The organism is Amycolatopsis sp. cmx-4-61 (assembly GCF_046548775.1).
Classification (GTDB): domain Bacteria; phylum Actinomycetota; class Actinomycetes; order Mycobacteriales; family Pseudonocardiaceae; genus Amycolatopsis.
Window position 1 is genome coordinate 29,190 of record NZ_JAEBEI010000010.1, and the last position, 23,437, is coordinate 52,626.

The following is a 23,437-nucleotide window of genomic DNA, read 5'->3' on the forward strand; positions in this document are numbered from 1 at the left end:
CAGCCACCGGTGAGCGGCGCGGCCGGGAAAACCGTCCCACCCGGACCCGGTGAGCCGGTGCGGCTGCGCGTGCGCACCCGGTTCACCGGCGCCCTGCCCGGGCTGATCGGTGCGCTGCCCAGTGCGCACGGCGTGGCCGCCTGGGTGCGCGGCGCGGACGGGATCGTCGGCTGGGGCGAAAGCGCCGGTGCCGCACCGTCCGGACCGGACCGGTTCGGCCAGGCCCGGCACTGGTGGCGGCAGCTGTGCGTGCGCGCCGAGATCGACGACGAGGTGCGGGTGCCCGGTTCGGGGCTGATCGCGTTCGCCGCCTTCGCGTTCGCCGACGAACCCGGCGACTCCCGGCTGACCGTGCCGGCCGTGGTGCTGGGCCGGTCGGGCGATCGCTGCTGGCGGACCACGATCACGCCGGACGGCGCCGAACCGGCCGGCGAGCCGGAAGCGGAACCGGTGCGCGACCCGGGCGTGGTGACGTTCACCGGCGCCGCGGTGCCCCCCGAGAAGTACCGGGCCCTGGTGGCCGCCGGAGTGGCGCGGATCCGGGCCGGGCACGCGGAGAAGATCGTCCTGGCCCGCGACCAGTACGCCGAGGCCGAACACGACGTCGACCCGCGGTACCTGCTGCACCGGCTGGCCGGCGCCAACCCCGCGTCCTGGACGTACTGCGTCGGCGGGCTCGTCGGTGCGACGCCGGAACTGCTGCTGCGCCGCCGGGACGGCACCGTCGAATCCCGCGTGCTGGCCGGCACCAGCTTCCCCGGCCGCGCCTGGACCGGCGACGGATCGCGGGCCGGGCTGTCCGGCTCGGCCAAGGACCGGGCCGAGCACCGGTACGCGGTCCGCTCGGTGCTGGACCGCCTGGCGCCGCACACCGTCGAACTGGACGCGCCCGGGGAGCCGGTGCTGCTGCGGCTGAACGCGCTGGCGCACCTGGCCACCGACGTGCGCGGCACCCTCCGGCCGGGGGCACCGGACCTGCTGGACCTGGTCGCCGAACTCCACCCGACGGCTGCGGTCGGCGGGACCCCGCAGGCGGCGGCGCTGCGCGAGATCGCCGCGCTGGAACCGATGGACCGCGGCCGCTACGCCGGCCCGGTCGGCTGGCTCGACGCCGGCGGCGACGGTGAGTTCGGCATCGCGCTGCGCTGCGCGCAGCTGACCGGCCGGCGGCTGCGGTTGTACGCCGGCTGCGGCGTGGTCGCCGCCTCCGATCCGGACGTGGAGGCGGCCGAGGCGGAGGCGAAGTTCCGGGTGCTGCGGACCGCGCTGACCGGCGCGGACGACCGGCTCCCGCCGGCGGCACAAAGCATGAACGGACACGACGGACGGGGCACCGCGATGGCTGTGAAAGCAACCGGCACGGACACCAGCAGCGAAGCCGGGACGGACCTGGGCTTCCCGCACCTGGCGGCCGACCTGGAACGGGTGCGGGCGCTGATCGGCGGCCGGATCGCCGCCGGCGACGACCGCATCCACGAGCCGTGCGGGCGGCTGATCCGCAACAACGGCCGGCTGTTCCGGCCGACGCTCGCGCTCACCTCGGCCTACCCGTTCGCTCCGGACGGACCGGCCCCGGAGGGGGTGATCCGGGCCGCCGCCGTCGTGGAGCTGCTGCACGTGGCCACGCTCTACCACGACGACGTGTGCGACGAGGCGACCGCGCGGCGCGGCGAGCCCACGGTGAACGCCCAGTACGGCAACACCGTCGCGCTGCTGTGCGGCGACTACCTGCTGGCCGTCTGCACCCAGTTGCTGTCCGATCTGGGCGCCGACGCGATGCTGCTGTTCGGCGAGACGCTGCGGGACCTGTGCCGGGGCCAGTTCCTGGAAACCGTCGACCTGGGCGACCTGGGACGCAGCGAAGCCGCCTACTTCGAGTCGATCGCGGGCAAGACCGCGAAGCTGATGTCCAGCAGTGCCGCGTTCGGCGCCATGCAGGCCGGCGCCACCGCGCAGGAGCAGAAGATCATGGCCGGCTACGGCCACCACCTCGGCATCGCCTTCCAGATCTGGGACGACCTGCTGGACGTGTGGTCCGCGCACGACACCGGCAAGCCGCGCTTCGTGGACCTGCGCAACGGCGTCTACACCCTGCCGGTGATCTACGGCCTGGCGCAACGGCCGGAGCTCGCCGAACTGCTGGACGGCGGCCCGCTGTCCGACGAGCGGTGCGCGCGCGTCTCGGCGCTGCTGGACGAGGCCGGCGTCCGGGAGCTCTGCCTGGCCCAGGCGCGCACGCACATCACCGCGGCCCTGTCGTCCGTCGGCGAACTGGGGGAGCTGGCCGAACGCTTCCTGCCCCGGCTGGTCGGCGTGGCCCGTGACCTGATGCCGGAAGTGAACCAGCTGCTGGCCGCGGTGATGGGGAAGGGAAACACCCCGTGAGCGAGCTGCGGGAGACGCTGGACAAGGCCGTCGCCGGGTTGCTGGCCGCGCAGCACCCGGACGGCTACTGGTGGGGTCGCATGTACACCAACACGACCCTGGACGCGGAGGACCTGCTGCTGCGCGAGCTGTACGGCGTGCGCACCCCCGAGGTCACCGCGGCCGCGGCCACCTGGATCCGGGACCAGCAGCGCGCCGACGGCAGCTGGGCCACCTTCCCCGGCGGCCCGGGCGAGCTGTCGACCACCGTCGAGGGCTACTTCGCGCTGCGGCTGGCCGGTGAAGAGCCGGACGCCCCGCACCTGGCCAAGGCGGCGGCGTTCTGCCGGGACAACGGCGGCATCGAGAACACCCGGATGGCCACCCGGATCTGGCTGGCCGTGTTCGGGCTGTGGCCGTGGGACGACCTGCCGGTGCTGCCGCCGGAGATCATGCTCGTGCCGGACAAGGCCGAACTGGCCGTGCCGTCGTTCTCCGGGTGGTCCCGGATCGCGTTGATCCCGCTGGCCATCGCCCGCGCGCTGCGCCCGGTGCACCCGTTGCCGTTCGGCCTGGACGAGCTGCGCTCGGGGGTGCCGCGGCCGGAGCCGCACCACCCGGCGCTGAGCGTGGAAAACGCGTTCGTCCGGCTGAACCGGCTGCTGACGCGCTACGAGCGGCGGCCGCTGCGGGCGGTGCGGGCCCGGTCGCTGCGGCTGGCCGAGAACTGGATCGTCGACCACCAGGAGGCCGACGGCACCTGGCTGGGTGTGCACCTGCTGTCGGTGTTCTGCCTGCTGGGCCTGCACGTCGCCGGCTACCCGGTGCACCACCCGGTGGTGCGCAAGGCGTTCGAGGGGCTGCGCCGGTTCGAGGTGTGGGAGGACACCGACGCCGGGCCGAGCCGCCGGATGGAGTGCGTGACCGGACCGGTGTGGGACACCAGCCTGTCGGTCGTCGCGCTGGCCGATGCGGGGATCGACCCGGCGCACCCGGCGCTGCGCTCGGCCGCGCGCTGGCTGCTGGCCGAGGAAGTGGGCGTCCGCGGCGACTGGACGTTGCGCCGCCCCGCGCTGCCGGCCGGTGGCGGCTGGTCGTTCTCGTTCGACAACGACCTGTTCCCGGACTGCGACGACACCTCCTCGGTGCTGCTGGCGCTGCGCCGGGTGCGGGGCGCGGACGCCGCCGAGCAGGCCGCGCTGGAGGGCGCCTGCGGGCGCGCGACCGGCTGGCTGACCGGGATGCAGTCGAAGGACGGCGGCTGGGCCTCCTACGACGGTGACAACGACTCCGCGATCGCCGCCAAACTTCCCTTCTGCGACTTCGGCGAGGCCACCGACCCGCCGTCGGCGGACGTCACCGCGCACGTGGTCGAGGCGCTGGCCGCGGAACTCCCGGGGGAGCACCCGGCCGTCCGGCGCGGCGCGATCTGGCTGCTGCGCCACCAGGAGGACGACGGCTCGTGGTTCGGCCGCTGGGGCGCCAACCACGTCTACGGTCTCGGGGCGGCCGTCCCGGCACTGCTCGCCGCGGGGGTGCCCGCGCACAGCCCGGCGATCCGGCGCGCGCTGGACTGGCTGGTGCACCACCAGAACGCGGACGGCGGCTGGGGCGAGGACCTGCGCTCCTACCACGACGAGCGCTGGATCGGCCGCGGCGAGTCCACCCCGTCGCAGACGGCGTGGGCGCTGCTGGCCTGGCACGCGGCCGGGACCCCGGCCGGCCATCCCGCGGTGGCTCGCGGGCTGCGCTGGCTGGCGGACGCCCAGCGGCCGGACGGCAGCTGGGCCGAAGACGTGTTCACCGGAACCGGGTTCCCCGGCGACTTCTACATGGGCTACCCGATGTACCGCAAGATCTGGCCGGTCATGGCGCTCGGGCGCTACCTCGGTTCGCCCGGCTCGACCGTGACGGCGAGGTAGCACATGTCGACGCGCAGCAGGTCCTGGATCCTCGCGCAGAGCGCGCGTACCGGACCGTACCGGGCGCGCAGCGCGCGTTCGGCCACCGGCTCCTCGGCGGCCGGCAGCAACCGGGCCCGGCCGGCCACCGGCGCGCACCGCGGCACGCCCCGCGGACCGCACGGCGCGAGCAACACGTTCCCGTTGCGCCGCAGCCGTTTCACCTTGCCGGACGCGCGCTGCGTGCGCACGTACACCACGCCGTCCGCGGTGGCCGCCCACACCGGAGTCGCCACCCGGTCGCCGTTGCGCCGGAAAGTGACGAGCAGCAGTTCGTGGCTGCGCACCGTGCGCGGGTCGACCGCGCTGCCCGGCGGCTGCGCGTCCAGCAGTCCGACCAGGTCCGCGGACCGGCGGCTGAGCCGGTCGGCGACCCGGCCACCGGGCAGCTTGCGGCCGGCCACCGGGCGCGCGTGCGCGCGGGCCCGGTCCGGAACGGTCTCATCAGCAGTCACGGTCCGCCTCCCGGGTCTTCCTCCCGACCGTATACCGGATCGGCCGGGTGTCCAGAGTTTTCCGATGTGCAGCAGCGGTTTCCGGAGGTGCTCGTGCGCAACGACCCCAAGCAGTACGACGAACTGGCCGACCAGTGGTGGGATCCGCGGGGGCACTTCGTTTCGCTCAGCTGGATCGCCAAGGCCCGGGCCGAGCTGATCCCGGCCGCCACCCGGCCGGACGCGATCCTCGTCGACGTGGCCTGCGGGGGCGGGCTGCTGCACCCGCACCTCGAGGGCAAGGGGTACCGGCACGTCGGCGTCGACCTGTCCGAACAGGGGCCGAGAGTGGCCCGCGAGCACGGCGTGGACTTCACCGTGCGCGGTGACATCAACCGCATCCCGCTGGCCGACGGCTGTGCCGACGTGGTCGTGGCCGGACAGTGCCTGGAACACGTGCCCGACCCGTACGCGGTGGCCGCCGAGTGCTGCCGGATCCTCAAGCCGGGCGGCACGTTCGTGCTGGACACCATCGCCGACACCCGGCTGGCCCGGCTGATGATCATCACCATCGGGGAGAGCCTGCCGCTGCCCGGCATGGCCCCCAAGGGCTGTCACGACCACAAGCTGTTCGTCAACCCGGACCGGCTGGCCCTGGCCTGCGCGGCCGCGGGCGTGCCGATGAAGCTGCGCGGTCTGTTCCCCAGCATCCTCGACTTCATGTTGTGGTTCCCCAAGGCGCGCAGGGACGTCCGGATGCGGCCGGTGCGCAGCACCAGCGTGCTGTACCAGGCCGTCGGCACCAAGCAGCCCGCGCCGGCCGAGGCGGTGACGGCGTGAGCACCGGCTCGGCCGCCCGGCCGCTGAAGCCGACCCTGGCCGACTGGGTGAAGGCGGCCGGGCCGCCGCTGATCCTGGTGATCGTGCTGCAGGCGTGTTACGGCCTGTCGCTGGCGCACCACATCGGACCGTTGCCGGGCCTGCGGGTCGGGCTCACCCTGGCGTTGTTCCTGCTGGACGCGGTCGGCCGCCGGCTGATCAACGACTACGAAGACCACCGGCGCGGCCTCGACCGGCCGGACAGCGTGCGGCCGGACAGCTCACTGGCGCTGCGGCTGGACATGCGGCAGGTGCGGCTGGTCGGCATGACGTGCTTCGGGCTGGCCTGGGTGCTGGCGCTCTACCTGTCGGTGACCAGCACGCCGTGGATCCTGGTGCTGGTGGTGATCTGCTACGCCGCCTACTTCGCCTACGCCGGCGGCCCGAAACCCCTGGGGCACCACGGGCTCGGCGAGCTGATCGACTTCCTCGTCACCGGGGCCGCGGTGACCCTGCTGGTGGTGCTGGCCAACGCCGGCCGGCTGGACGCGGTCGCGGTGATCGGCGCACTCGGCCCGGCTTGCCTGTTCAGCGCGTTGATGCTGCACAACAACGCCCGCGACGTCGACAAGGACGCGCGGGCCGGCAAGACCACGCTGCCGCACCTGATCGGCCTGGGTCCGACCAAGGTGCTGTACGCGATGCTGGTCACCGGGTTCTACGTGGTGGTGGCCCTGGTCGCGGTGCTGCTGAACGCGCCTTGGTACCTGCTGCCGCTGGTGACGCTGCCGTGGGCGGCGAGCACCGTGTGGGGGGTGGCCCGGGCGGACCGGCTGGGCGACACGATGATCTCGTGGAGCCGCCTGTACCTGGTGATGATCGCGAACTTCGCGCTGTTCTCGATCGGTGCGTGGCTTTGATCTTCAGGCCAGCAGGGGGAACACCGGAAACGGTGTCCGGCCGGTGGCCGCCTCGACGAACGCCGTCGGGCCGGCCACCCCGACCAGCACGTCCGAAACCCGGTGCAGCGCCTCGGGTTCGGGGCCGGGACCGGGCACGGCGGCCCGCAGGTCGAGCAGGTGCACGGTGACCTCGACCAGCCGGGTCAGCAGGTAGTCCGGCACGGCGATCCGTCCGGCGGGGGAGTCGACGGCACCGGTCGCGGCCGCCGCCCGGTCCAGCAGCGGCGGGCCGTGCTCGGCGAGCTTCGCCGCCCAGACGGCCGGCGGGCTCCCGGCGGCCTGCCGCGCGACCTGGTCGACGGTTCGCGCCGCCTGCTCGCGGGCCCCGTGGAACGACCGGAAGTACGCGCTCGCGTCCGGGCACGCGGTGTCCACATCGGACTTCGCCGTGTCCAGCGCGGCGGCCAGCACGTCGACCGAGCGGGCCACGTGCGCGTACAGCGTGCCGACCGGCCAGCCCGGCAACCGGGTCGCCTGCTGCCGTTCGGCCTCGGTCAGCGAGGCGCCGATCTCGGCCCAGTGCGCCCAGCCGCGGCGCAGGAGGTCCACGTCGGCCGCGGTGCCCCGTGCGCGCGGGAAGTCCTCCGTCACAGCGGGAACACCATCGAGTTGACCACCAGTGAACCGTCGTAGACCGCGGTCTTCTCGGCGAACCGCAGCGCCTCGCCTTGCCGCACCAGCACGTCGGTGTAGCTGCCGGCGGCGAACAGCGTGGTGTGCTCGCTCTCCAGCGACTGCAGCACCGCGAACGACGCCGTGGCCCGGTACGTGCCCGGCTGCGGCCCCGCCGTCACCTGCAGCCCGCTGACCAGGTGCCGCATCGTGCGCGGCGCGTACACCGACACCTCCCGGATGGCGTGCACCCGGTCGCGCAGCCCGGCCACGCCCTCGCAGCGCATCAGCGCCAGCGCCAGGCCGCGCTGCTCGTTTTCCCGGGAGACCACCCGGAACAGGCAGTCCTCGGTGAACAGTTCCAGCCAGTCGTCCAGCCGCTGCTCGTCGAGCAGCCCGGCGTAGCCGGTGTACAACCGGTACGCCGCGAACCACGTGGTCAGGTCCGCGTCCGCCGCGGTGACGACCTCGGTCACCAGCCCATCACCTCGCGGTAGTACACGTACATCGCCCGGATCGCCGCTTCGGTCACCATGTGGTCTTCGTCGGTGACGCCCAGGCCGCCCATCTCGACCACGCCCGCTCCTCCCGGGTCGCTGAGCAGGCCGGTCTGGTTGTAGGCCAGCACTTCCCAGTCGTCGATGCCGATCATCCCGGCCGGTCCCTGGAGGTTGGCCTGCCGCAACCGGCGCAGCGTCATCTCCTCGTCGTCGTCGGCGTACCCGAAGTAGGTCCAGTGCAGATCGGTGACGCCGGCCGAGCGCGGCGCCATCGCCCGCATGGCCAGCGTGTTGGTCTGCGCCTGCACCATCAGGTTCGGCCACAGCGTGTGCATCACCACGGTGTGGTCGTCCGGGAACTCCTTGGCCGGCCGCAGCATGTTCTTGTCGTGCAGTTCCAGCCGGTCGTCGAACTGCCGGATCTCGGCGGTGACGTCGTTGGCGCTCTGGCCGCCGCGCCGGGACAGCAGCGCCGCGTGCTGCCCGGTCGCGTCCATGACCACCTTGGACGGCTGGTCGGCCCGGAAGAGGCCGAGGCTGACCAGGAACACGTGCAGCAGGCTGGCGTGGTACGGGTCCTTGATGTTCTCGAAGACCAGTTTCCAGTTGGCCGGGATCCGCTGCCGCTGGTAGCCCAGCACGCGGAGTTCCCGGCCGTCGAAGACGCGGTCGAAGTAGCGCAGCATGGGCGCGCCGAAGGAGTCCTGCAGAGTGGGCGGATCCGCGGCCAGGCTGGCGAACACCACCCCGCCGCGTTCGGCCACCGCCAGGGTGTTCAGGCCGTGCGCGGCGAAGTCGAAATCGGCGGGCATCCCGCCGTTTCCGCGTACTCCCCGCTTGAACGGCAACCCGGTCAGGTTGCCGTCCAGGTCGAACGACCACTGGTGGTACGGACAGACGAACGTCTTGGCTTTTCCGTGCTGCTGCATGCAGAACGCCAGCCCGCGGTGCGCGCACCGGTTGGACACGACGTTGATCGTGCCGCGCCGGGTGCGCACCACGACCACCGGGTGATCGCCCACCCAGGAGCGCACGAAATCACCGGGCTCGGGCACTTCCGCGGCCAGCGCCACGTAGTTCCAAAAGGGACCGCCGAAGATGCGTTGCTGTTCCAGCCGGAACACGTCTTCGTCGGTGTACACCCAGTTCGGTATTCGCGACGTGTCGTCACTCGGCCAGCGGCGGCCGAGTGGAGCGGAATCGGTTCCGGGCACGTCGGTTTCCGCGGTACGGCCAGTCATCGTCTCACCCCAGTCGTCCCGACCGAGACATGTTCGGGACCGGGTGAGCATAGCGGCTGCCGCTCGTCCCGTCACCCTTCACGGCGATCGCCGTGACGGCCGGCAACGTGGTGGCGGCGGCTGAGCACGCTCCGAGTGGACGCGCGCGCCCGCGGACCGGCAGGCTCCGGTCAGGAGTGCGTGCGGACCGGCCCGCCGCCGACCACCGACTGGGGGGCCTCGTGGACCCGGCCGAGATCACGACCTCGAACCCCGACCGGATCTACTACCCCGCGGCCGGGCTGACCAAGGGCGACGTCGTCGGGCACTACCGGACCGTTGCCGAAGTGATGGTGCCGCACCTGCGCGGCCGGCCGCTCACCCTCCGCCGCTTCCCCCGCGGTATCGACGGCCAGACGTGGTACCAGAAGGAGGCCGGCGGCAAGCTGCCGTCGTGGATCCGCGTCGAGACGATCCCGCAGCGGACCACGAGCGACGTGCGGCACGTGATCTGCGACGACGCCGCGACCCTGGTGTACCTGGCCAACCAGGCGGCGATCGAGTACCACATCTGGTCCTCGACGGTGGACGACCTGGAACACCCCGACATGGTGCTGATCGACATCGATCCGCCCGGCCACGTGCCGGCCGGCGAGCTGCGGGAGATCGCGCGGCTGGTGCGAGACGTCTACACCGCCGCCGGGCTGGTGCCGTACGTGCAGGCGACCGGCGGGCGCGGGTTCCACGTCGTCGCGCCCTTGGAGCCCAGCCAGACCTACGACCAGGTCCGGGACCTGGCCAAGACCGCGGCCGAGGTGCTGGTCCGGCACGACCCGGACCGGCTGACCACGGCGGTGCGGAAGAACCAGCGCGGTGACCGGGTGTACCTCGACGTCCAGCGCAACGGCTACACGTCGACGTTCGTGGCGCCCTACTCGCTGCGCGCGCGGCCGTCCGCCGGGGTCGCCACGCCGCTGGACTGGCACGAGCTGGGCAAGGCGGAGCCGGACGGCTGGACGCCGAAGCGGATGAAGGACCGCCTGGCGCGGAAGGCCGACCCGTGGGCCGGTCTGGCCGACCACGCGGCGTCTCCGGCGCGCGCGATGGAGCTGCTGAAGAAGCTGTGACGGGAACGCGCTGTGTCCGCCGCCGGACTGCGCGTACCCGGACAGCGCCGCCGGTTCCGGATCCGGCGCGGACGGCACGCGGGAAGAAGCCGCTGTGCAATCCGGAGGAAGGAGACCGCGCCGTTCCCTCCGTACGGTCGACGCAGACCTACGGACCGCGGAGAAACGCCGTCTCCGCTCGAAGGAGAGAGCAGTGAACGTCGCCCAGGCAGCACCCGCATCGGTGGCCACGGGTCTCGACCCGCGCCGCTGGAAAGCCCTCATCCTCCTCTGCACGGCCAACTTCATGGTGATCCTCGACGCGCAGATCGTCATCATGGGCCTGCCCTCGATCTCGGCGGACCTCAAGCTGTCGCCCGTGGCGGCGCAGTGGGCCCTCTCGGCCAACCTGCTGACCTTCGGCGGGTTGCTCCTGCTCGGCGGGCGGGCGGCCGACCTGCTCGGCAGGCGCAAGGTGTTCATCGCCGGCACCGCGCTGTTCCTGCTGGTTTCCCTGCTGTCCGGGCTGGCCTGGAACGCCGAGGTCCTGCTGGTGGCCCGCGCGCTGCACGGAGTCTCGGCCGCGCTGATGGCGCCGACCGCGTTGTCCATCCTGACCAACACCTTCCCGGAAGGCCGGGAGCGCAACAAGGCGTTCGCCGCCTGGTCCGGGATCGCGTCGATCGGCGCCACCGTCGGCCTGCTGCTGGGCGGGACGCTCATCGACTGGCTGGGCTGGCAGTCGATCTTCTTCGTCAACGTCCCGGTCGCGGTGGTCATGCTGGTGCTGAGCCCGGTGCTGCTGCGGGAGAGCAAGGACGCGGGCAAGCAGCGGACGTTCGACCTCGCCGGGGCGATCGTCAGCACGGCCGCGCTCGGCCTGCTGGTCTACATCCTGGTCGAGGCGCCCGGGAAGGGCTGGGTCAGCTTCCACACCCTCGGCCTCGGCGTGGTGTTCCTCGTGCTGGTCGCGCTGACGCTGGTGATCGAGAAGCGCTCGGCCGCGCCGCTGGTGCCGCTGCGGCTGTTCCGCTCGCGCGCGCTGCTCGGCGGCAACCTCGTGACCGGGATCGTGGCGGCACTCGCGTTCGGCATGTCGGTCGCGATCTCCCAGTTCTCGCTGGGGGTGCGGCAGTACACCGCACTGGAGTTCGGGCTCAGCCAGTCCGCGATGCCGATCGCCGCGGTGGCCGGCGCGTACCTCGCCCAGGCCGTGCTGAACCGCATCGGCATCCGGGTCGTCGCGGTCACCGGCGTGGTGCTGCTGGGGGCCGGCTGCTTCCTGCTGACCGGGATTTCGCCGACCGGCAGCTACTGGGCCGACGTCTTTCCGGGCCTGGTGCTGTTCGGGCTCGGCCTCGGCGGCGGCCCGGTCGCCCTCGCGGCGGCCGCGCTGAACGGCATCGCCAAGCGCGACGCGGGCATCGCGTCCGGCTTCAACTCGGCCGCGTTCCAGGTCGGCGGCGCGATCGGCGTGGCGGTCGTCTCGACCGTGATCGCGACGCACATGGCGCAGGCGGCCACCAACCCGGCCGCGATCATGGCCGGCTTCACCCAGGGCTTCTGGGCGTGCGTGATCTTCGCGGCGGTCGGCCTGGTGCTGTCCGTGGCGCTGCTGCGCAAGCACGGCGGCGGGCAGCTGCAGGTGGTCCCGGAGCAGCGGACGCCGTCGGCGCACTGAGCTCCGTCCGAAGACGGCGGCCTCCCCGGTTTCCGGCCGGGGAGGCCGCTTTCACGCCCGGATCCGGAGCCAGTCGCCGTCGGCTTCGCCCGGGTGGTACCCGCCGTCGGTGCGTTTCGCGTAGATCCCGCCGAGGCCGTGTTCCCGGGCCGCCGCCAGCACCGCTTCGCCGTTGCCGCGGAAGTACTGCGGGACCTGCCAGTTGCCGCCGGACAGGCCGAGGCCGGCCAGCATGTCCCGCCGCCGCACGTACGGCAGGTCCAGCGTCGCCCGGCCCTCGTGGTGCAGCAGGTCGTAGGCGAAGAAGAACGCCGGGCAGTGCTTGGCCATCCGCTTGGCCTCGGTGCCGTCGGCCCGGCCGCGCCGGACGAGGCCGGCCGGATCCGGACGGCCGTCGCAGACCACGACCATCTCGCCGTCGAGCAGCACCTCGGTCGAGCCGAGGGTTTCGCCGAGTTTGTGCAGCTCCGGCCAGCGTCCGATGACGTCGGCGCCGGTGTTGTCGTGCGCCGCGATGCGGCCGCCGGACACGCAGAGCATGGTGCGGGCGCCGCCCCAGTCGAATTCGTAGGCCCAGCCGTCGTCCTCGGCCGGCGGCGGCAGCTCGCCCGGGACCGCGGCCATCGGCTCGAGGAACTCCGGCGCGTCTTCGTGGCCCGGTTCGGCCGGGTCGAGGCGCCGCAGCGTCCAGTCCCGGCCGTCTTCGTCGTGCCGGTTGGTGAACAGGTACTTGCCGCGCGCGCGTTCGCCGTGGAAGACCACCTCGACCTTGTGGTCGTTCCAGTGCAGCGTTTCGTACTTCCCGGTGTCCCACACGGTCATCCGGCCGCCGCCGTACTCGCCGGCGGGGATCTCGCCGGAGAACGTGAGGTACTCCATGGGGTGGTCTTCGGTGTGCACGGCGAGCCGGGGCACGCCGGGGGAGAGCGGCAGGCCCTTCGGCACCGCCCACGACACGAGCACGCCGTCGCGCTCCAGGCGGAAGTCCCAGTGCAGCCGGGTGGCGTGGTGTTCCTGGATGACGAACAGGTCGTTGCCGCCGGGGACGGGCGGGCCGTCCGGCCACGGCTCCGAGGTGCGGTCGCGCGCCCGTTTGCCGCGGTATTCCTCGAGTTTGTCCGCCATGGGCGCCCCAGTACCCCTTCCGCTTCCGGAGCGTCCAGGGTACCGGGGCGCCGGCGTCAGTCGGTCTCCGCCATTGCTTCGGCGAACTGCGCCGCGTACAGCCGCGCGTACGCACCCCCGCTGTGCAGCAGCGTTTCGTGGTCGCCCTGCTCGACGATGCGGCCGTTTTCCATCACCAGGATCACGTCCGCGTCGCGGATCGTCGAAAGGCGGTGCGCGATGACGAAGCTCGTGCGGCCGCTGCGCAGCGAGTTCATCGCCCGCTGGATGAGCACCTCGGTGCGGGTGTCGACCGAGCTGGTCGCCTCGTCGAGGATGAGGATCACCGGCTTGGCCAGGAACGCCCGCGCGACCGTGATCAGCTGCTTCTCACCCGCGCTGACCGTGCCGCCCTCGTCGTCGAGCACCGTGTCGTAGCCCTCCGGCAGCGTCCGCACGAAGCGGTCCACGTACGTCGCCTGGGCCGCCTCGACGATCTGCTCGCGGCTCGGGTCGTCCGCGCCGTAGGCGATGTTCTCCGCGATCGTGCCGCCGAACAGCCACGCGTCCTGCAGCACCATGCCGGTCTGGTCGCGCAGTTCCTCGCGGTTCATCTTCGCGATGTCGACGCCGTCGAGCGTGATCCGGCCGCCGTCCAGCTCGTAGAACCGCATGAGCAGGTTGACCAGGGTCGTCTTCCCGGCGCCCGTCGGGCCGACGATCGCCACCGTCTGGCCGGGTTCGACGGTGAGGGACAGGTCGTCGATCAGCGGCTTGTCCGGCAGGTAGCGGAACGAGACGTCCTGGAACTCGACCCGCCCGCGGATCACCGCGGGCCGCTCCGGGTGCTCCGGTTCCGGCGCCTGCTCCTCGGCGTCGAGCAGCGCGAACACTCGCTCGGCCGAGGCGACGCCGGACTGCAGCAGGTTCGCCATGCTGGCGATCTGCGTGACCGGCTGGCTGAACTGGCGCGAGTACTGGATGAACGCCTGCACCTCGCCGAGCGTCAGGCTGCCCGACGCGACGCGCAGCGCGCCGATCACCGCCACCAGCACGTAGCTGAGGTTGCCGATGAACATCATCGCCGGCTGGATCATCCCGGAGATGAACTGCGCCCGGAAGCTCGCCTGGTACAGCGTTTCGTTCTGCTTGTCGAAGATCGCCGCGGACTCCTCGCGGCGGCCGAACACCTTGACCAGCGAGTGCCCGGTGTACATCTCCTCGACGTGCGCGTTGAGCTTGCCCGTCGTCGACCACTGCTTGATGAAGTTCGGCTGCGCCCGCTTGCCGACCTTCGCGGCCACCACCGCCGACAGCGGCACGGTGAGCAGCGCGATCAGCGCCAGCAGCGGGGAGATCAGGAACATCATGATCAGCACGCCGATGACCGTCAGCAGCGACGAGACGATCTGCGACAGCGTCTGCTGCAGCGACATCGCCAGGTTGTCGATGTCGTTGGTGACGCGGGACAGCACCTCACCGCGCGGCTGGCGGTCGAAGTACTTCAGGGGCAGCCGCGCGAACTTCTCCTCGACCTCCTGGCGCAGCCGGTACACCGCGTGCTGCACCAGCGTCGTCGTCAGCCGGGCCTGGATCAGCCCGAAGAACGACGAAACGACGAACAGCGCCAGCACGGTCAGCAGGATCTGCCCGACCCGGTCGAAGTCGATGCCGACCCCCGGCACGAGGTCGACGCGGCTGTAGATGTCGGCGAGCGTGCCGTCACCGCGGGCCCGCAGGCCGGCGACGATCTGCTCCTTGGTCACCCCCGGCGGAACCTGCTTGCCGAGCACGCCGGCCAGGATGGCGTCGGTGGCCTGCCCGAGGATCTTCGGCCCGATCACGGTCAACGTGACGCTGGCCGCGCCGAGCACGAAGACGCCGATCAGGGCCACCCGCTGCGGCCTGAGCAGCTGCAGCAGCCGTTTCAAGGAGCCGGTGAAGTCCAGGGCCTTCTCCGCCGGCGCGCCGCCGCTCATCCAGCGGGCCGCCGGTCCGCCGGCCGCGGCACCGGTGTTCCGGTGCCGCTGGGCGGTCGGTCGTTCGCCGGCCTCGGTGACGGTGGCCTCGGACGATTCCGTGGTACTCACGCCGCCTCCTGCTCGGTCAGCTGGGACAGCACGATCTCCCGGTAGGTTTCGTTGGTGTCCATGAGTTCGTGGTGGGTGCCGGTGCCGACGACGCGGCCCTCGTCGAGGACGAGGATCCGGTCGGCGTTCCGGATGGTGCTGACCCGCTGCGCGACGATGACCACCGTCGCGTCCTTCGTCTCCGACACCAGCGCACGGCGCAGGGCCGCGTCGGTCGCGTAGTCGAGCGCCGAGAACGAGTCGTCGAACAGGTAGATCTCCGGTTTGTGCACCAGCATCCGGGCGATCGCGAGCCGCTGCCGCTGGCCACCCGAGACGTTCGTGCCGCCCTGGGCGATCGGCGCGTCGAGGCCCTCGGCCATCGCCGCGACGAAGTCCTTGCCCTGCGCCACTTCCAGGGCGTGCCACAGTTCTTCGTCGGTGGCGTCCGGGTTGCCGTAACGCAGGTTGCTCGCCACCGTGCCGGCGAACAGGTACGGCTTCTGCGGCACCAGCCCGACCGCGCGGGCGAGCACCGCCGGATCGAGGTCGCGGACGTCGACGCCGTCGACCTTCACCGTGCCGGCGGTGGCGTCCATCAGCCGCGGGATGAGGTTGAGCAGCGTGGTCTTGCCGGTGCCGGTGGACCCGATGACGGCGGTGGTCTCACCCGGCCGCCCGACCAGCGAGATGTCGCACAGCACCGGCTTTTCCGCGCCGGGGTAGCGGAACTCCACCCCGGACAGCTCGAGGTGCCCGTGCACCGCGCCGGGGCGGATCGGCGACACCGGCGGCCGGACGCTCGACTCCGTGTCGAGCACCTCGCTGATCCGCTCGGCGCTGACCTCCGCGCGGGGCACCATCATGAACATGAACGTGGCCATCATGACGGCCATCAGGATCTGCAGCAGGTAGGACAGGAACGCCGTCATCGCCCCGATCTGCATGCTGCCGGAGTCGATCCGCTGCCCGCCGAACCACAGCACCGCGACGCTGGAGGTGTTCATCACCAGCATCACGATCGGGAACATCAGCGCCATCAGTCGCCCGACCCGCAGCGACACGGTGAGCAGTTCGTCGTTGGCGACGTCGAACCGCTTGCGCTCCCGGGTGTCCCGCACGAACGCGCGGATCACCCGGACGCCCATGATCTGCTCGCGCAGGATCTGATTGATCCGGTCGATCCGCACCTGCATCAGCCGGAACGCGGGGCGCATCTTGGCGATGACCGTCCCGACCGCGACCGCCAGGACCGGCACGATGACCAGCAGCAGCGACGACAGCGGCACGTCGAGGTTCAGCGCCAGGATGATCCCGCCCACGCACATGATCGGCGCGGACACCATCAGCGTCAGCGTCATCAGGACCAGCATCTGGACCTGCTGGACGTCGTTGGTGGTGCGGGTGATGAGCGACGGCGTGCCGAACTGGCCGACTTCGCGGGCCGAGAAGTCCTGCACCCGGTGGAAGACCCCGGCGCGGATGTCCCGCCCGATCGCCATCGCCGTGCGGGCGCCGAAGTAGACCGCGCCGATCGAGCCGGCGATCTGGGCCAGCGTGACGGCGAGCATCACCGCGCCGACCCGCAGGATGTAGGGCATGTCGCCCTTGATCAGGCCGTTGTCGACGATGTCGGCGTTCAGCGTCGGCAGGTAGAGCATGGCGATCGTCTGCACCAGCTGGAGCGCGACGATCACCCACAAGGTGCCCCGGTACGGGCGCAGGTGACTGCGCAGGAGCTTGACTAGCACAACGATTCCCCCAGTGGAGTGGTGGTGTTCGGGTCGGGTTTTCCTTCGGTGCCGCCGCCGGTCAGGGTCGGCATCCCGGCGGCCAGTTCGTCCAGCAGCCGCTCCAGCGTCGGCAGGAGCGGTTCGCCTTCGGTGAACCAGTTGACGAAGGCGACGCGGACGGCACTTTCCACCGAGGAGGCCATGAGCCGGCACAGCAGGTGGTCCACACCGCCCACCCGTTTCGCGATCGTTTCGGCGAGGACCCGCTCGACCGCCGCGTGGGCGTTGAGGAATTCGCCACGCAGCACGAGCTGGCCCATCAGCTCCCGGATACGCGCAACATACGCGCGATCGGGCTCGCCTTCACGCGAATATTGCTCCAGGACCGCGTGCTTGACGGACTCCCAGAGCGGCTCGCCCTCGGGCCGGGCGAGCAGGGCATCGCGCATCCCCTCGTGCCGGTCCGCGACGACCGCGCAGACCGCCTGCTCCTTGCTGGAGAAGTAGTTGTTGAACGTGCGGGGCGAGACCCCCACCTCGGTGGCGATGTCCTCCACCCGGACGTTCTCCAGCCCCCGCTCCAGCGTGAGCCGGAGCGCGGCCTGGGCGAGGGCCCGGCGGGCCTCGCGCTTCTTCCGCTCGCGCAGGGTCAGCTTCGGGGGTTCGTCCGGCGGCATGTGCAGAGTGTAGCGAAAAACTTGCGTGCCACGCAAAAAATTGCGCGGCACGCAAGTTTGGGACGAATCGGGCACGACCTGCGGATTCGCGGGCAGGGCCTGCTTCAGCTGCGCGTTCGACGGCCGTGTGCGCAGGGTTGCGACCCGCAATTTGCAAAATTGAACCGAATGGCCTAATCCGCTGCGCTCACCAGCAGCGACGCTCCGAATTCATGATCACACAGGGCGATCGCGCGGGAACCGGCTGTGGACATCCCACGAACGTTTCTGCTTGCATGTCCCGCATCGCCGCCGGGGGTCGGCGCAGCAAAGCCGTTTCCGCAGTCGTTTCCGAACCTGAGCAAGGAAGAAGTGGGACCACATGGCGAGCCGGGCCCGGGAACTCCTGGATCGATCACGCGTCCTCCTGGACCGCTCGCGCGTCGCCGCCGCGCAGTTCCTCACCGCGCCTCCGAAGCACCCCGGGTACGCACCCGCGGCCGGACCGGCGTTCGTGGAGCTGACGCGACCGGAGCCGGTGGCCGCGCCGTCCGGCGAAGGCGTCCTGGCCGAGATCTGCGCCAGCGTCGCCCTGCGTGACCTCAACCTCCTCGACCAGCTGCTGGCGCGGCTGGAGGAGCTCGAGGCGGGGGAGGAGGACCACCACCGCCTCGCCGAGCTCTACCAGCTCGACCACCTCGCCACGCGACTGCGGCGCAACGCCGAGAACCTGCGCGTGCTCGCCGGGCAGGACACCGCCGACGACGCCGCCCGCGCGACATCGCTGCTCGACCTCATGCGCGAGGCGATGTCCTCGATCAACCACTACGCCCGGATCACCATCGGCCGCGTGGTCAACCTCGGCGTCGTCGGGTTCGCCGCGGAGGACCTGGGGCGGGTGCTGGCGGAGCTGTTCGACAACGCCGCCAACCAGTCCTCGCCGAGTTCGCCGGTGCACGTCAGCGCGCACCTGACCGAACAGGGCAGCGTGCTCGTCCGGATCGAGGACGAGGGCATCGGCATCCCCGCCGACCGCATCGGGGACCTCAACGCGCGGCTGGAGGCCGGCGGCGACCTCGACGACGCCGCGGCACGGCACATGGGCCTCGCCGTGGTCGCCCGCCTGGCCGCGCGGCACGGCGTGACCGTGCGGCTCGACCGGCGCAGCCCGCACGGCACGGTCGCCACCGTGCTGCTGCCCACCGGGGTCGTCACCGAGCTGGCCGAACACGCGTGGTCGGGCACGAAGACGGTCACCATCGAGCCGGTCACGCCCGGGCGCGAACCCGCCGTGGTCGGCGGGTTGCCGCGCCGCCGGGCGGCCGCGTTCCCGCGGGAGGACCCGGACGCCGCGCCCCGCACCAAACCCAGCCCCCGGCCGCGGCCGGTCGAGCGGGCCACCGGCGGCACCACGGCGAACGGCCTGCCCCGCCGCGTGCCCGGCAGCATCCGCGGCGCCGCGCCGGAACCACCCCCGCCGCCACCCGCGCCGGCCGCGGACACCGCCACGGCCGGGCACGAACAGCTGCTGGCCGACCTCGGGGCGTTCGCCGACGGCGAGCAGGCCGCGCTGGCGGAGAACCGCACCCGCCAGGACGAGACGCCCGGAGGAACCGCCCGGTGAGCGCACCCCACCCGGCCACGGCGAACTTCGCCTGGCTGCTCGACGACTTCGTGCGCAAGGTCCACGGTGTGAGCCACGCGCTGATCATGAGCGTGGACGGCTTCCCGCTCACCGCGTCGGACTCGGTCGGCGAGGCCGAGGCCGAACAGCTCGCCGCGATCGCCAGCGGCCTGCTCTCGCTGGCGGGCAACAGCGCGGCCCTGTTCGGGAAGGGCGCCTGCGAGCAGATCATCATCCGGCTCACCCACGGCTACTTCCTGTTCATGGGCATCGGGTCCGGTGCCGGGCTCGCCGTGCTGACCTCGAGCGAGGCGGACATGAAGGTGGTCGCCTACGAGATGACCCAGTTCATCACCAACGCCGGCCACGCGCTCACCCCCGAGGTGCGCGCGGAGCTGCGGCAGGTGCTGACCGCACGCCGGCCCCGGATGTGATGACGCCCGTGCCGCACGAGGATGTGATGCCCGTGTCCACACCGGACACCCCAGGGGACTCCCCGGTGAAATCCCCGGTGAAATCCCCACTGCCGCGCCGGAGCCGCCGGATCCGCGCGTACGCCCTCACCGGCGGCCGCACCGGCACGCGGTTCCAGCTGCTGGTGGAGACGCTGATTTCGGTGCCGCAGTACGACCCCGCGCTGAGCGACACGCTCATGCCCGAGTCGCGCTCGCTCTACGAACGCGCGCGGGTGCGGTGCTCGGTCGCCGAGCTGTCGGTCGGGCTGGACCTGCCCCTGGGCGTGGTGCGGGTGCTGCTCGGCGACCTCGCCTCCCAGGGCGCGGTGTTCGTCCACCCGACCGCGCACGCCTACCACCACGACACCAACGTGCTCGAGAGGATCCTTGATGGGCTCAAGCGGCTCCCCGCCTGAGGGCGATCTGCTGACGATCTCCGCGAAGATCGTCGTCGCCGGGGGCTTCGGTGTCGGCAAGACCACCTTCGTCGGCGCGGTGTCGGAAGTGCCGCCGATGAGCAACGAGGCGTGGATGACCGAGGCCGGGGAAGGCATCGACGACATCCCGCCGGGGGGCAAGTCGACCACGACCGTGGCCATGGACTTCGGGCGGATCACGCTGCGCCCGGACCTGCTGCTGTACCTGTTCGGCACGCCGGGGCAGGCGCGGTTCTGGTTCCTCTGGGACGACCTGAGCCGCGGCGCGCTCGGCGCGGTCGTGCTCGTGGACACCAGCCGAATCGACGAGTCCTTCGCGGCGATCAACTACTTCGAGAACGACTCGGAGCTGCCGTTCATCGTCGCGGTCAACCAGTTCGAAGGCATGCCGGTGCACGACCTCGAAGAGGTGCGGGACGCCCTCGCGCTCGACCCGAGCGTCCCGCTGGTCACCTGCGACGCCCGCGACCGCGCGTCGACGATCGCCACCCTGACCGAACTGGTCGGCCACACGCTGTCGCTGGCGGTGCTCTCCGGCCCGGCGGGCCGCGAGCTCGCCGGCAGCACCCCGCACGCCTGAACCCCCGGAAGGTGAAGAGCTCCATGCGCAAGGTCCTGGTCGTGGGCGCCGGGCAGTCCGGCCTGCAGCTGGCCCTCGGGCTGCAGGCGAAGGACTACGACGTCACCGTGATGTCCGCGCGGACGCCGGAGGAGATCCGGAGCGGGCGGGTGATGTCGACGCAGTGCATGTTCCACGACGCCCTGCAGCACGAGCGGGACCTCGGGATCAACCTGTGGGAGGCGGACACGGTCGACGTCGAAGGGCTCGGCGTCTCGGTGGCCGCGCCGGACGGCGGGCGCGCGCTCGACTGGTTCGCCGAACTCGACCAGCCGGCGCAGTCGGTCGACCAGCGGGTGAAGATGGCCGGCTGGCTGGAGCGGTTCGAAGACCGCGGCGGCAAGCTCGTCATCCACGGCGTGATGACGTCCGAACTGGACGCGCTGGCCCGGCTGTACGACCTCGTGGTCATTTCGGCGGGCAAGGGGGAGCTGGTCCAGCTGTTCGACCGGGTGCCCGAGCGGTCGCCGTACACCCGGCCGATGCGCGCGCTGTCGCTGGTCTACGCCCACGGGGTGGGCCGCCGTCCGGAGCACCCGGACAAGGTCGGGGTGCGGTTCAACATCGTCCCCGGTGTCGGCGAGCTGTTCATGATCCCGGCCTACACGCTGAGCGGCAACTGCGACATCCTCTTCTTCGAAGGCGTGCCCGGCGGGCCGCTGGACTGCTTCGGCGACCACCCGAGCCCGGACGAGCACTTCAAGCGCGTGCTGGACCTGATGCGGCAGTTCGTGCCGTGGGAGTACGACCGCTGCCGCGACGCGGAGCTGACCGACGCGAAGGCGACCCTGGCCGGCGGGTACACGCCCGTGGTGCGCCACCCCGTCGGCACCCTGCCCGGCGGGGCCGTGGTGCTGGGCATGGCCGACGTCGTGGTGGCGAACGACCCGATCACCGGGCAGGGCTCGAACAACGCCAGCCACTGCGCCGCGACCTACCTCGACGCCATCGTGGCCCACGGTGACCAGCCGTTCGATGCCGCGTGGATGGTGGCGACGTTCGAGCGCTACTGGGAGTACGCCCGGCACGTCACCGAATGGACGAACGCGCTGCTCCTGCCGCCGCCTCCGCACGTGCTCGAAATCCTCGGGGTGGCGGGCCAGAACCCGGCCGTCGCGCGGCGGTTCGCCAACGGTTTCACCAACCCCGCCGACTTCCGGCACTGGTTCATGGACCCCGCACTCTGGAAGAAGTACCTGGCGGAGGTCTAGATCCGACTGTCGCCGCGGGACGATTCGGGCTACGGTAGTTACCGAGCGTGAAGTCGGCCGGGTGGTCTATCGGAGGTGCGTGGCATGCGGGCGATGTGGAAGGGCTCGGTGTCGTTCGGGCTGGTCAGCATCCCGATCCAGATGTACGCGGCCACCGAGAACAAGAACGTGTCCCTCCGGCAGGTGCACGAGGCCGACGGCGGCCGCATCCAGTACAAGCGGTTCTGCACCATCGACGGCCAGGAAGTACCGTACGCCGAGATCGCCAAGGGCTACGAGCTGCCCGACGGCGAGATGGTCGTGATCACCGACGCCGAGATGGCCGAGCTGCCGCTCACCACCCAGCGCACGATCGACGTGCTGGAGTTCGTGCCGCTCGAGTCGATCGACCCGATCCAGTACGACCGGACCTACTACCTGGAGCCGCAGAAGAACGCGGTGAAGCCGTACGTGGTGCTGCGGGACGCGCTGCACAAGTCGAGCCAGGTGGCCATCGCGAAGGTCGCGGTCCGGCAGCGGGAGAGCATGGCGGTGCTGCGGGTGCACGCCGACGTGCTGGTGATGACGACCATGCTGTGGCCGGACGAGGTCCGCGAGCCGGACTTCCCGTTCCTGCGCGACGACCCGCCGCAGATCCGCCCGCAGGAGCTGACCATGGCCGGCTCGCTGATCGACTCGCTCGCCGAGCCGGTGTTCGAGCCGGAGAAGTACCACGACCACTACCGCGAGGCCCTGGAAGAGATGATCGAGGCCAAGGTCGCCGGCGACGAGACGACCAAGCCCGCCTCGGTCACCGCCAAGGCCGACGTCGTCGACCTGATGGCGGCCCTGCAGGCCAGTGTGGACGCCGCGAAGAAGTCGCGCCAGTCCTCTTCGGAGGGGTCCGAAGAGGACCCCAAGCCGGCGGCGAAGAAGAAGCCGGCCGCGCGCAAGCGGGCGCCGAAGCCCGCCTGAGGCAGCCCCGGACGGGTGGTTGTGCCGACACGCCGCCGGAGTGCCGTACCCGGTCGCTTCCCGGTCCTACGTTGGGGGGACGTCGGGCACGAGCGGAAAGGCGGCCGGTCATGGAGTGTGCTTCGTGTGCCGCGGGGATCGACCACTGCCACGGCACGCTGGTGGTGCACCCGGAAGGCGGATTCGCCGAGTGCACGGAACCGGCCTGCGGGGACGGTGACCGCGTGCGGCACGCGCTGATCGTCGACTGCCGGGGTGTCGGCAGCGGGTGTGGCTGTGCCGCCTCGCCTCGGGGATCGTTGCTGCACCGAGCTTCCTGAGCCTCCCGCCAGGATCCGGGTGGGCCTTCCCGGCCGGGCTCCCGCGCCCGCCGGGGAGGCTCGCGCGGCCCTTCGGGGGCCGTCAAGGGCGTAACCCGATCGTGTATGCAGCTGTGTACACGCGCTGGGCGATGTGCTAACACTAACGGGGTCCTTCGGCTCTCCCTCCCCCTCGGAGCCGGAGGACCCTTTTCGTCGGGCCGCGGGTCCGCTGTGGAGGGTGCCGAAATCCGCCGGGTGGAAACGCCGGCGGATTCTTCGGGCGAATTTGCTTTGCGTTTACCTTTTCCGGACCGGCCCCGGACGGCCGAACGGCCTGGCACGCACCGGCATTGCTGCCGGCGCGCGCCAGGCCGTGGCGGAGTCCCGGGATCAGTACCAGTGTGCGCGGCCACCGATCCGGCGGCCCGTGCCGCCCAGGATGGCCAGTGCCACGCCGGCCACCGCGAGAATGATACCGATGGTGTACAGCACCGGGATGCCCACGATGAACCCGATGACAAGGAGAATCACACCGAGAATGATCACTTGACACACTCCTTCGCATGAGACCCGGCCCGGCTCCGTGCCGTCCGGGCGGATGCGCTCTCGCGGGG

The 23,437-nt window shown here is 71.5% G+C and carries 22 protein-coding genes; 13 read left to right on the forward strand and 9 right to left on the reverse strand.

Annotated elements, in window-relative coordinates; genetic code table 11:
• Positions 1–57 precede the first annotated feature (57 nt).
• Positions 58–2,385 carry an isochorismate synthase gene (locus ACLJOU_RS26345; RefSeq protein WP_410570808.1) on the forward strand — a complete coding sequence of 776 codons (2,328 nt, stop codon included), beginning with the start codon at positions 58–60 and terminating at the stop codon, positions 2,383–2,385.
• Positions 2,382–4,286 (forward strand): squalene--hopene cyclase, encoded by a 1,905-nt coding sequence (gene shc, locus ACLJOU_RS26350; RefSeq protein ID WP_410570810.1) that lies wholly within the window; start codon positions 2,382–2,384, stop codon positions 4,284–4,286. Before ACLJOU_RS26345 ends, shc begins: the two co-directional genes overlap by 4 nt.
• Here shc and ACLJOU_RS26355 read toward each other — a convergent pair.
• The gene (locus tag ACLJOU_RS26355) at positions 4,247–4,780 is read right to left on the reverse strand and encodes a PPOX class F420-dependent oxidoreductase (protein WP_410570812.1); all 534 of its coding nucleotides are present in this window, start codon (positions 4,778–4,780) and stop codon (positions 4,247–4,249) included. The two genes, shc and ACLJOU_RS26355, sit on opposite strands and share 40 nt — an antisense overlap.
• Positions 4,781–4,846: 66 nt before the next feature.
• Here ACLJOU_RS26355 and ACLJOU_RS26360 point away from each other — a divergent pair, with 66 nt between their 5' ends.
• A complete protein-coding gene (locus ACLJOU_RS26360; RefSeq protein WP_410570814.1) occupies positions 4,847–5,599 on the forward strand; it encodes a methyltransferase domain-containing protein in 753 nt (250 codons plus the stop codon).
• Complete coding sequence (locus ACLJOU_RS26365; protein ID WP_410570815.1) at positions 5,596–6,498, forward strand: prenyltransferase; 903 nt, start codon at positions 5,596–5,598, stop codon at positions 6,496–6,498. Before ACLJOU_RS26360 ends, ACLJOU_RS26365 begins: the two co-directional genes overlap by 4 nt.
• Positions 6,499–6,501: 3 nt before the next feature.
• On the opposite strand, the gene ACLJOU_RS26370 is transcribed toward ACLJOU_RS26365, so the two are convergent.
• From ACLJOU_RS26370 to ACLJOU_RS26380, 3 genes are read right to left on the reverse strand one after another with little or no spacing between them, the layout of a single operon-like run.
• Entirely contained in the window at positions 6,502–7,131 is a 630-nt protein-coding gene (locus ACLJOU_RS26370; RefSeq protein ID WP_410570817.1) for a maleylpyruvate isomerase N-terminal domain-containing protein, read from the reverse strand.
• The gene (locus ACLJOU_RS26375) at positions 7,128–7,628 is read right to left on the reverse strand and encodes an aromatic-ring-hydroxylating dioxygenase subunit beta (protein WP_410570819.1); all 501 of its coding nucleotides are present in this window, start codon (positions 7,626–7,628) and stop codon (positions 7,128–7,130) included. The genes ACLJOU_RS26370 and ACLJOU_RS26375 overlap by 4 nt, the downstream gene beginning before the upstream one ends.
• Positions 7,625–8,893: an aromatic ring-hydroxylating oxygenase subunit alpha gene (locus ACLJOU_RS26380; RefSeq protein WP_410570820.1), complete on the reverse strand. Its 1,269-nt coding sequence runs from the start codon at positions 8,891–8,893 to the stop codon at positions 7,625–7,627. The genes ACLJOU_RS26375 and ACLJOU_RS26380 overlap by 4 nt, the downstream gene beginning before the upstream one ends.
• 221 nt (positions 8,894–9,114) lie before the next feature.
• Between ACLJOU_RS26380 and ligD the strand changes: the two genes are divergently transcribed.
• On the forward strand, positions 9,115–9,999 hold the full coding sequence (gene ligD / locus ACLJOU_RS26385) for a non-homologous end-joining DNA ligase (RefSeq protein WP_410570822.1): 885 nt from the start codon (positions 9,115–9,117) through the stop codon (positions 9,997–9,999).
• A 193-nt stretch (positions 10,000–10,192) separates the two neighbouring features.
• Positions 10,193–11,659: an MFS transporter gene (locus ACLJOU_RS26390; protein ID WP_410570824.1), complete on the forward strand. Its 1,467-nt coding sequence runs from the start codon at positions 10,193–10,195 to the stop codon at positions 11,657–11,659.
• A 51-nt stretch (positions 11,660–11,710) separates the two neighbouring features.
• On the opposite strand, the gene ACLJOU_RS26395 is transcribed toward ACLJOU_RS26390, so the two are convergent.
• From ACLJOU_RS26395 to ACLJOU_RS26410, 4 genes are read right to left on the reverse strand one after another with little or no spacing between them, the layout of a single operon-like run.
• A complete protein-coding gene (locus ACLJOU_RS26395) occupies positions 11,711–12,784 on the reverse strand; it encodes a DNA polymerase ligase N-terminal domain-containing protein (protein ID WP_410570826.1) in 1,074 nt (357 codons plus the stop codon).
• 56 nt (positions 12,785–12,840) lie between these two features.
• Positions 12,841–14,853, reverse strand: a complete 2,013-nt coding sequence (locus tag ACLJOU_RS26400) for an ABC transporter ATP-binding protein (RefSeq protein ID WP_410570828.1) — start codon at positions 14,851–14,853, stop codon at positions 12,841–12,843.
• Positions 14,850–16,583 carry an ABC transporter ATP-binding protein gene (locus ACLJOU_RS26405; RefSeq protein WP_410570830.1) on the reverse strand — a complete coding sequence of 578 codons (1,734 nt, stop codon included), beginning with the start codon at positions 16,581–16,583 and terminating at the stop codon, positions 14,850–14,852. Before ACLJOU_RS26405 ends, ACLJOU_RS26400 begins: the two co-directional genes overlap by 4 nt.
• Positions 16,577–17,242, reverse strand: coding sequence for a TetR/AcrR family transcriptional regulator (locus ACLJOU_RS26410; protein WP_410570831.1), 666 nt, complete (start codon positions 17,240–17,242; stop codon positions 16,577–16,579). The genes ACLJOU_RS26405 and ACLJOU_RS26410 overlap by 7 nt, the downstream gene beginning before the upstream one ends.
• A gap of 361 nt (positions 17,243–17,603) precedes the next feature.
• On the opposite strand from ACLJOU_RS26410, the gene ACLJOU_RS26415 reads away from it, so the two are divergent.
• From ACLJOU_RS26415 to ACLJOU_RS26445, 7 genes are all read left to right on the forward strand, one after another.
• Positions 17,604–18,845, forward strand: coding sequence for a sensor histidine kinase (locus ACLJOU_RS26415; protein ID WP_410570832.1), 1,242 nt, complete (start codon positions 17,604–17,606; stop codon positions 18,843–18,845).
• Positions 18,842–19,279 carry a roadblock/LC7 domain-containing protein gene (locus ACLJOU_RS26420; RefSeq protein WP_410570834.1) on the forward strand — a complete coding sequence of 146 codons (438 nt, stop codon included), beginning with the start codon at positions 18,842–18,844 and terminating at the stop codon, positions 19,277–19,279. Before ACLJOU_RS26415 ends, ACLJOU_RS26420 begins: the two co-directional genes overlap by 4 nt.
• Before the next feature lie 26 nt (positions 19,280–19,305).
• A complete protein-coding gene (locus tag ACLJOU_RS26425; protein WP_410571131.1) occupies positions 19,306–19,716 on the forward strand; it encodes a DUF742 domain-containing protein in 411 nt (136 codons plus the stop codon).
• A complete protein-coding gene (locus tag ACLJOU_RS26430; RefSeq protein WP_410570835.1) occupies positions 19,691–20,317 on the forward strand; it encodes a GTP-binding protein in 627 nt (208 codons plus the stop codon). The genes ACLJOU_RS26425 and ACLJOU_RS26430 overlap by 26 nt, the downstream gene beginning before the upstream one ends.
• 23 nt (positions 20,318–20,340) lie before the next feature.
• Entirely contained in the window at positions 20,341–21,567 is a 1,227-nt protein-coding gene (locus ACLJOU_RS26435) for a styrene monooxygenase/indole monooxygenase family protein (RefSeq protein WP_410570836.1), read from the forward strand.
• 84 nt (positions 21,568–21,651) lie between these two features.
• Positions 21,652–22,521, forward strand: coding sequence for a Ku protein (locus ACLJOU_RS26440; protein WP_410570838.1), 870 nt, complete (start codon positions 21,652–21,654; stop codon positions 22,519–22,521).
• Between the two features lie 110 nt (positions 22,522–22,631).
• Positions 22,632–22,841 (forward strand): hypothetical protein, encoded by a 210-nt coding sequence (locus ACLJOU_RS26445; RefSeq protein ID WP_410570840.1) that lies wholly within the window; start codon positions 22,632–22,634, stop codon positions 22,839–22,841.
• A 372-nt stretch (positions 22,842–23,213) separates the two neighbouring features.
• On the opposite strand, the gene ACLJOU_RS26450 is transcribed toward ACLJOU_RS26445, so the two are convergent.
• Complete coding sequence (locus ACLJOU_RS26450; protein WP_004559113.1) at positions 23,214–23,369, reverse strand: hypothetical protein; 156 nt, start codon at positions 23,367–23,369, stop codon at positions 23,214–23,216.
• Positions 23,370–23,437 lie beyond the last annotated feature (68 nt).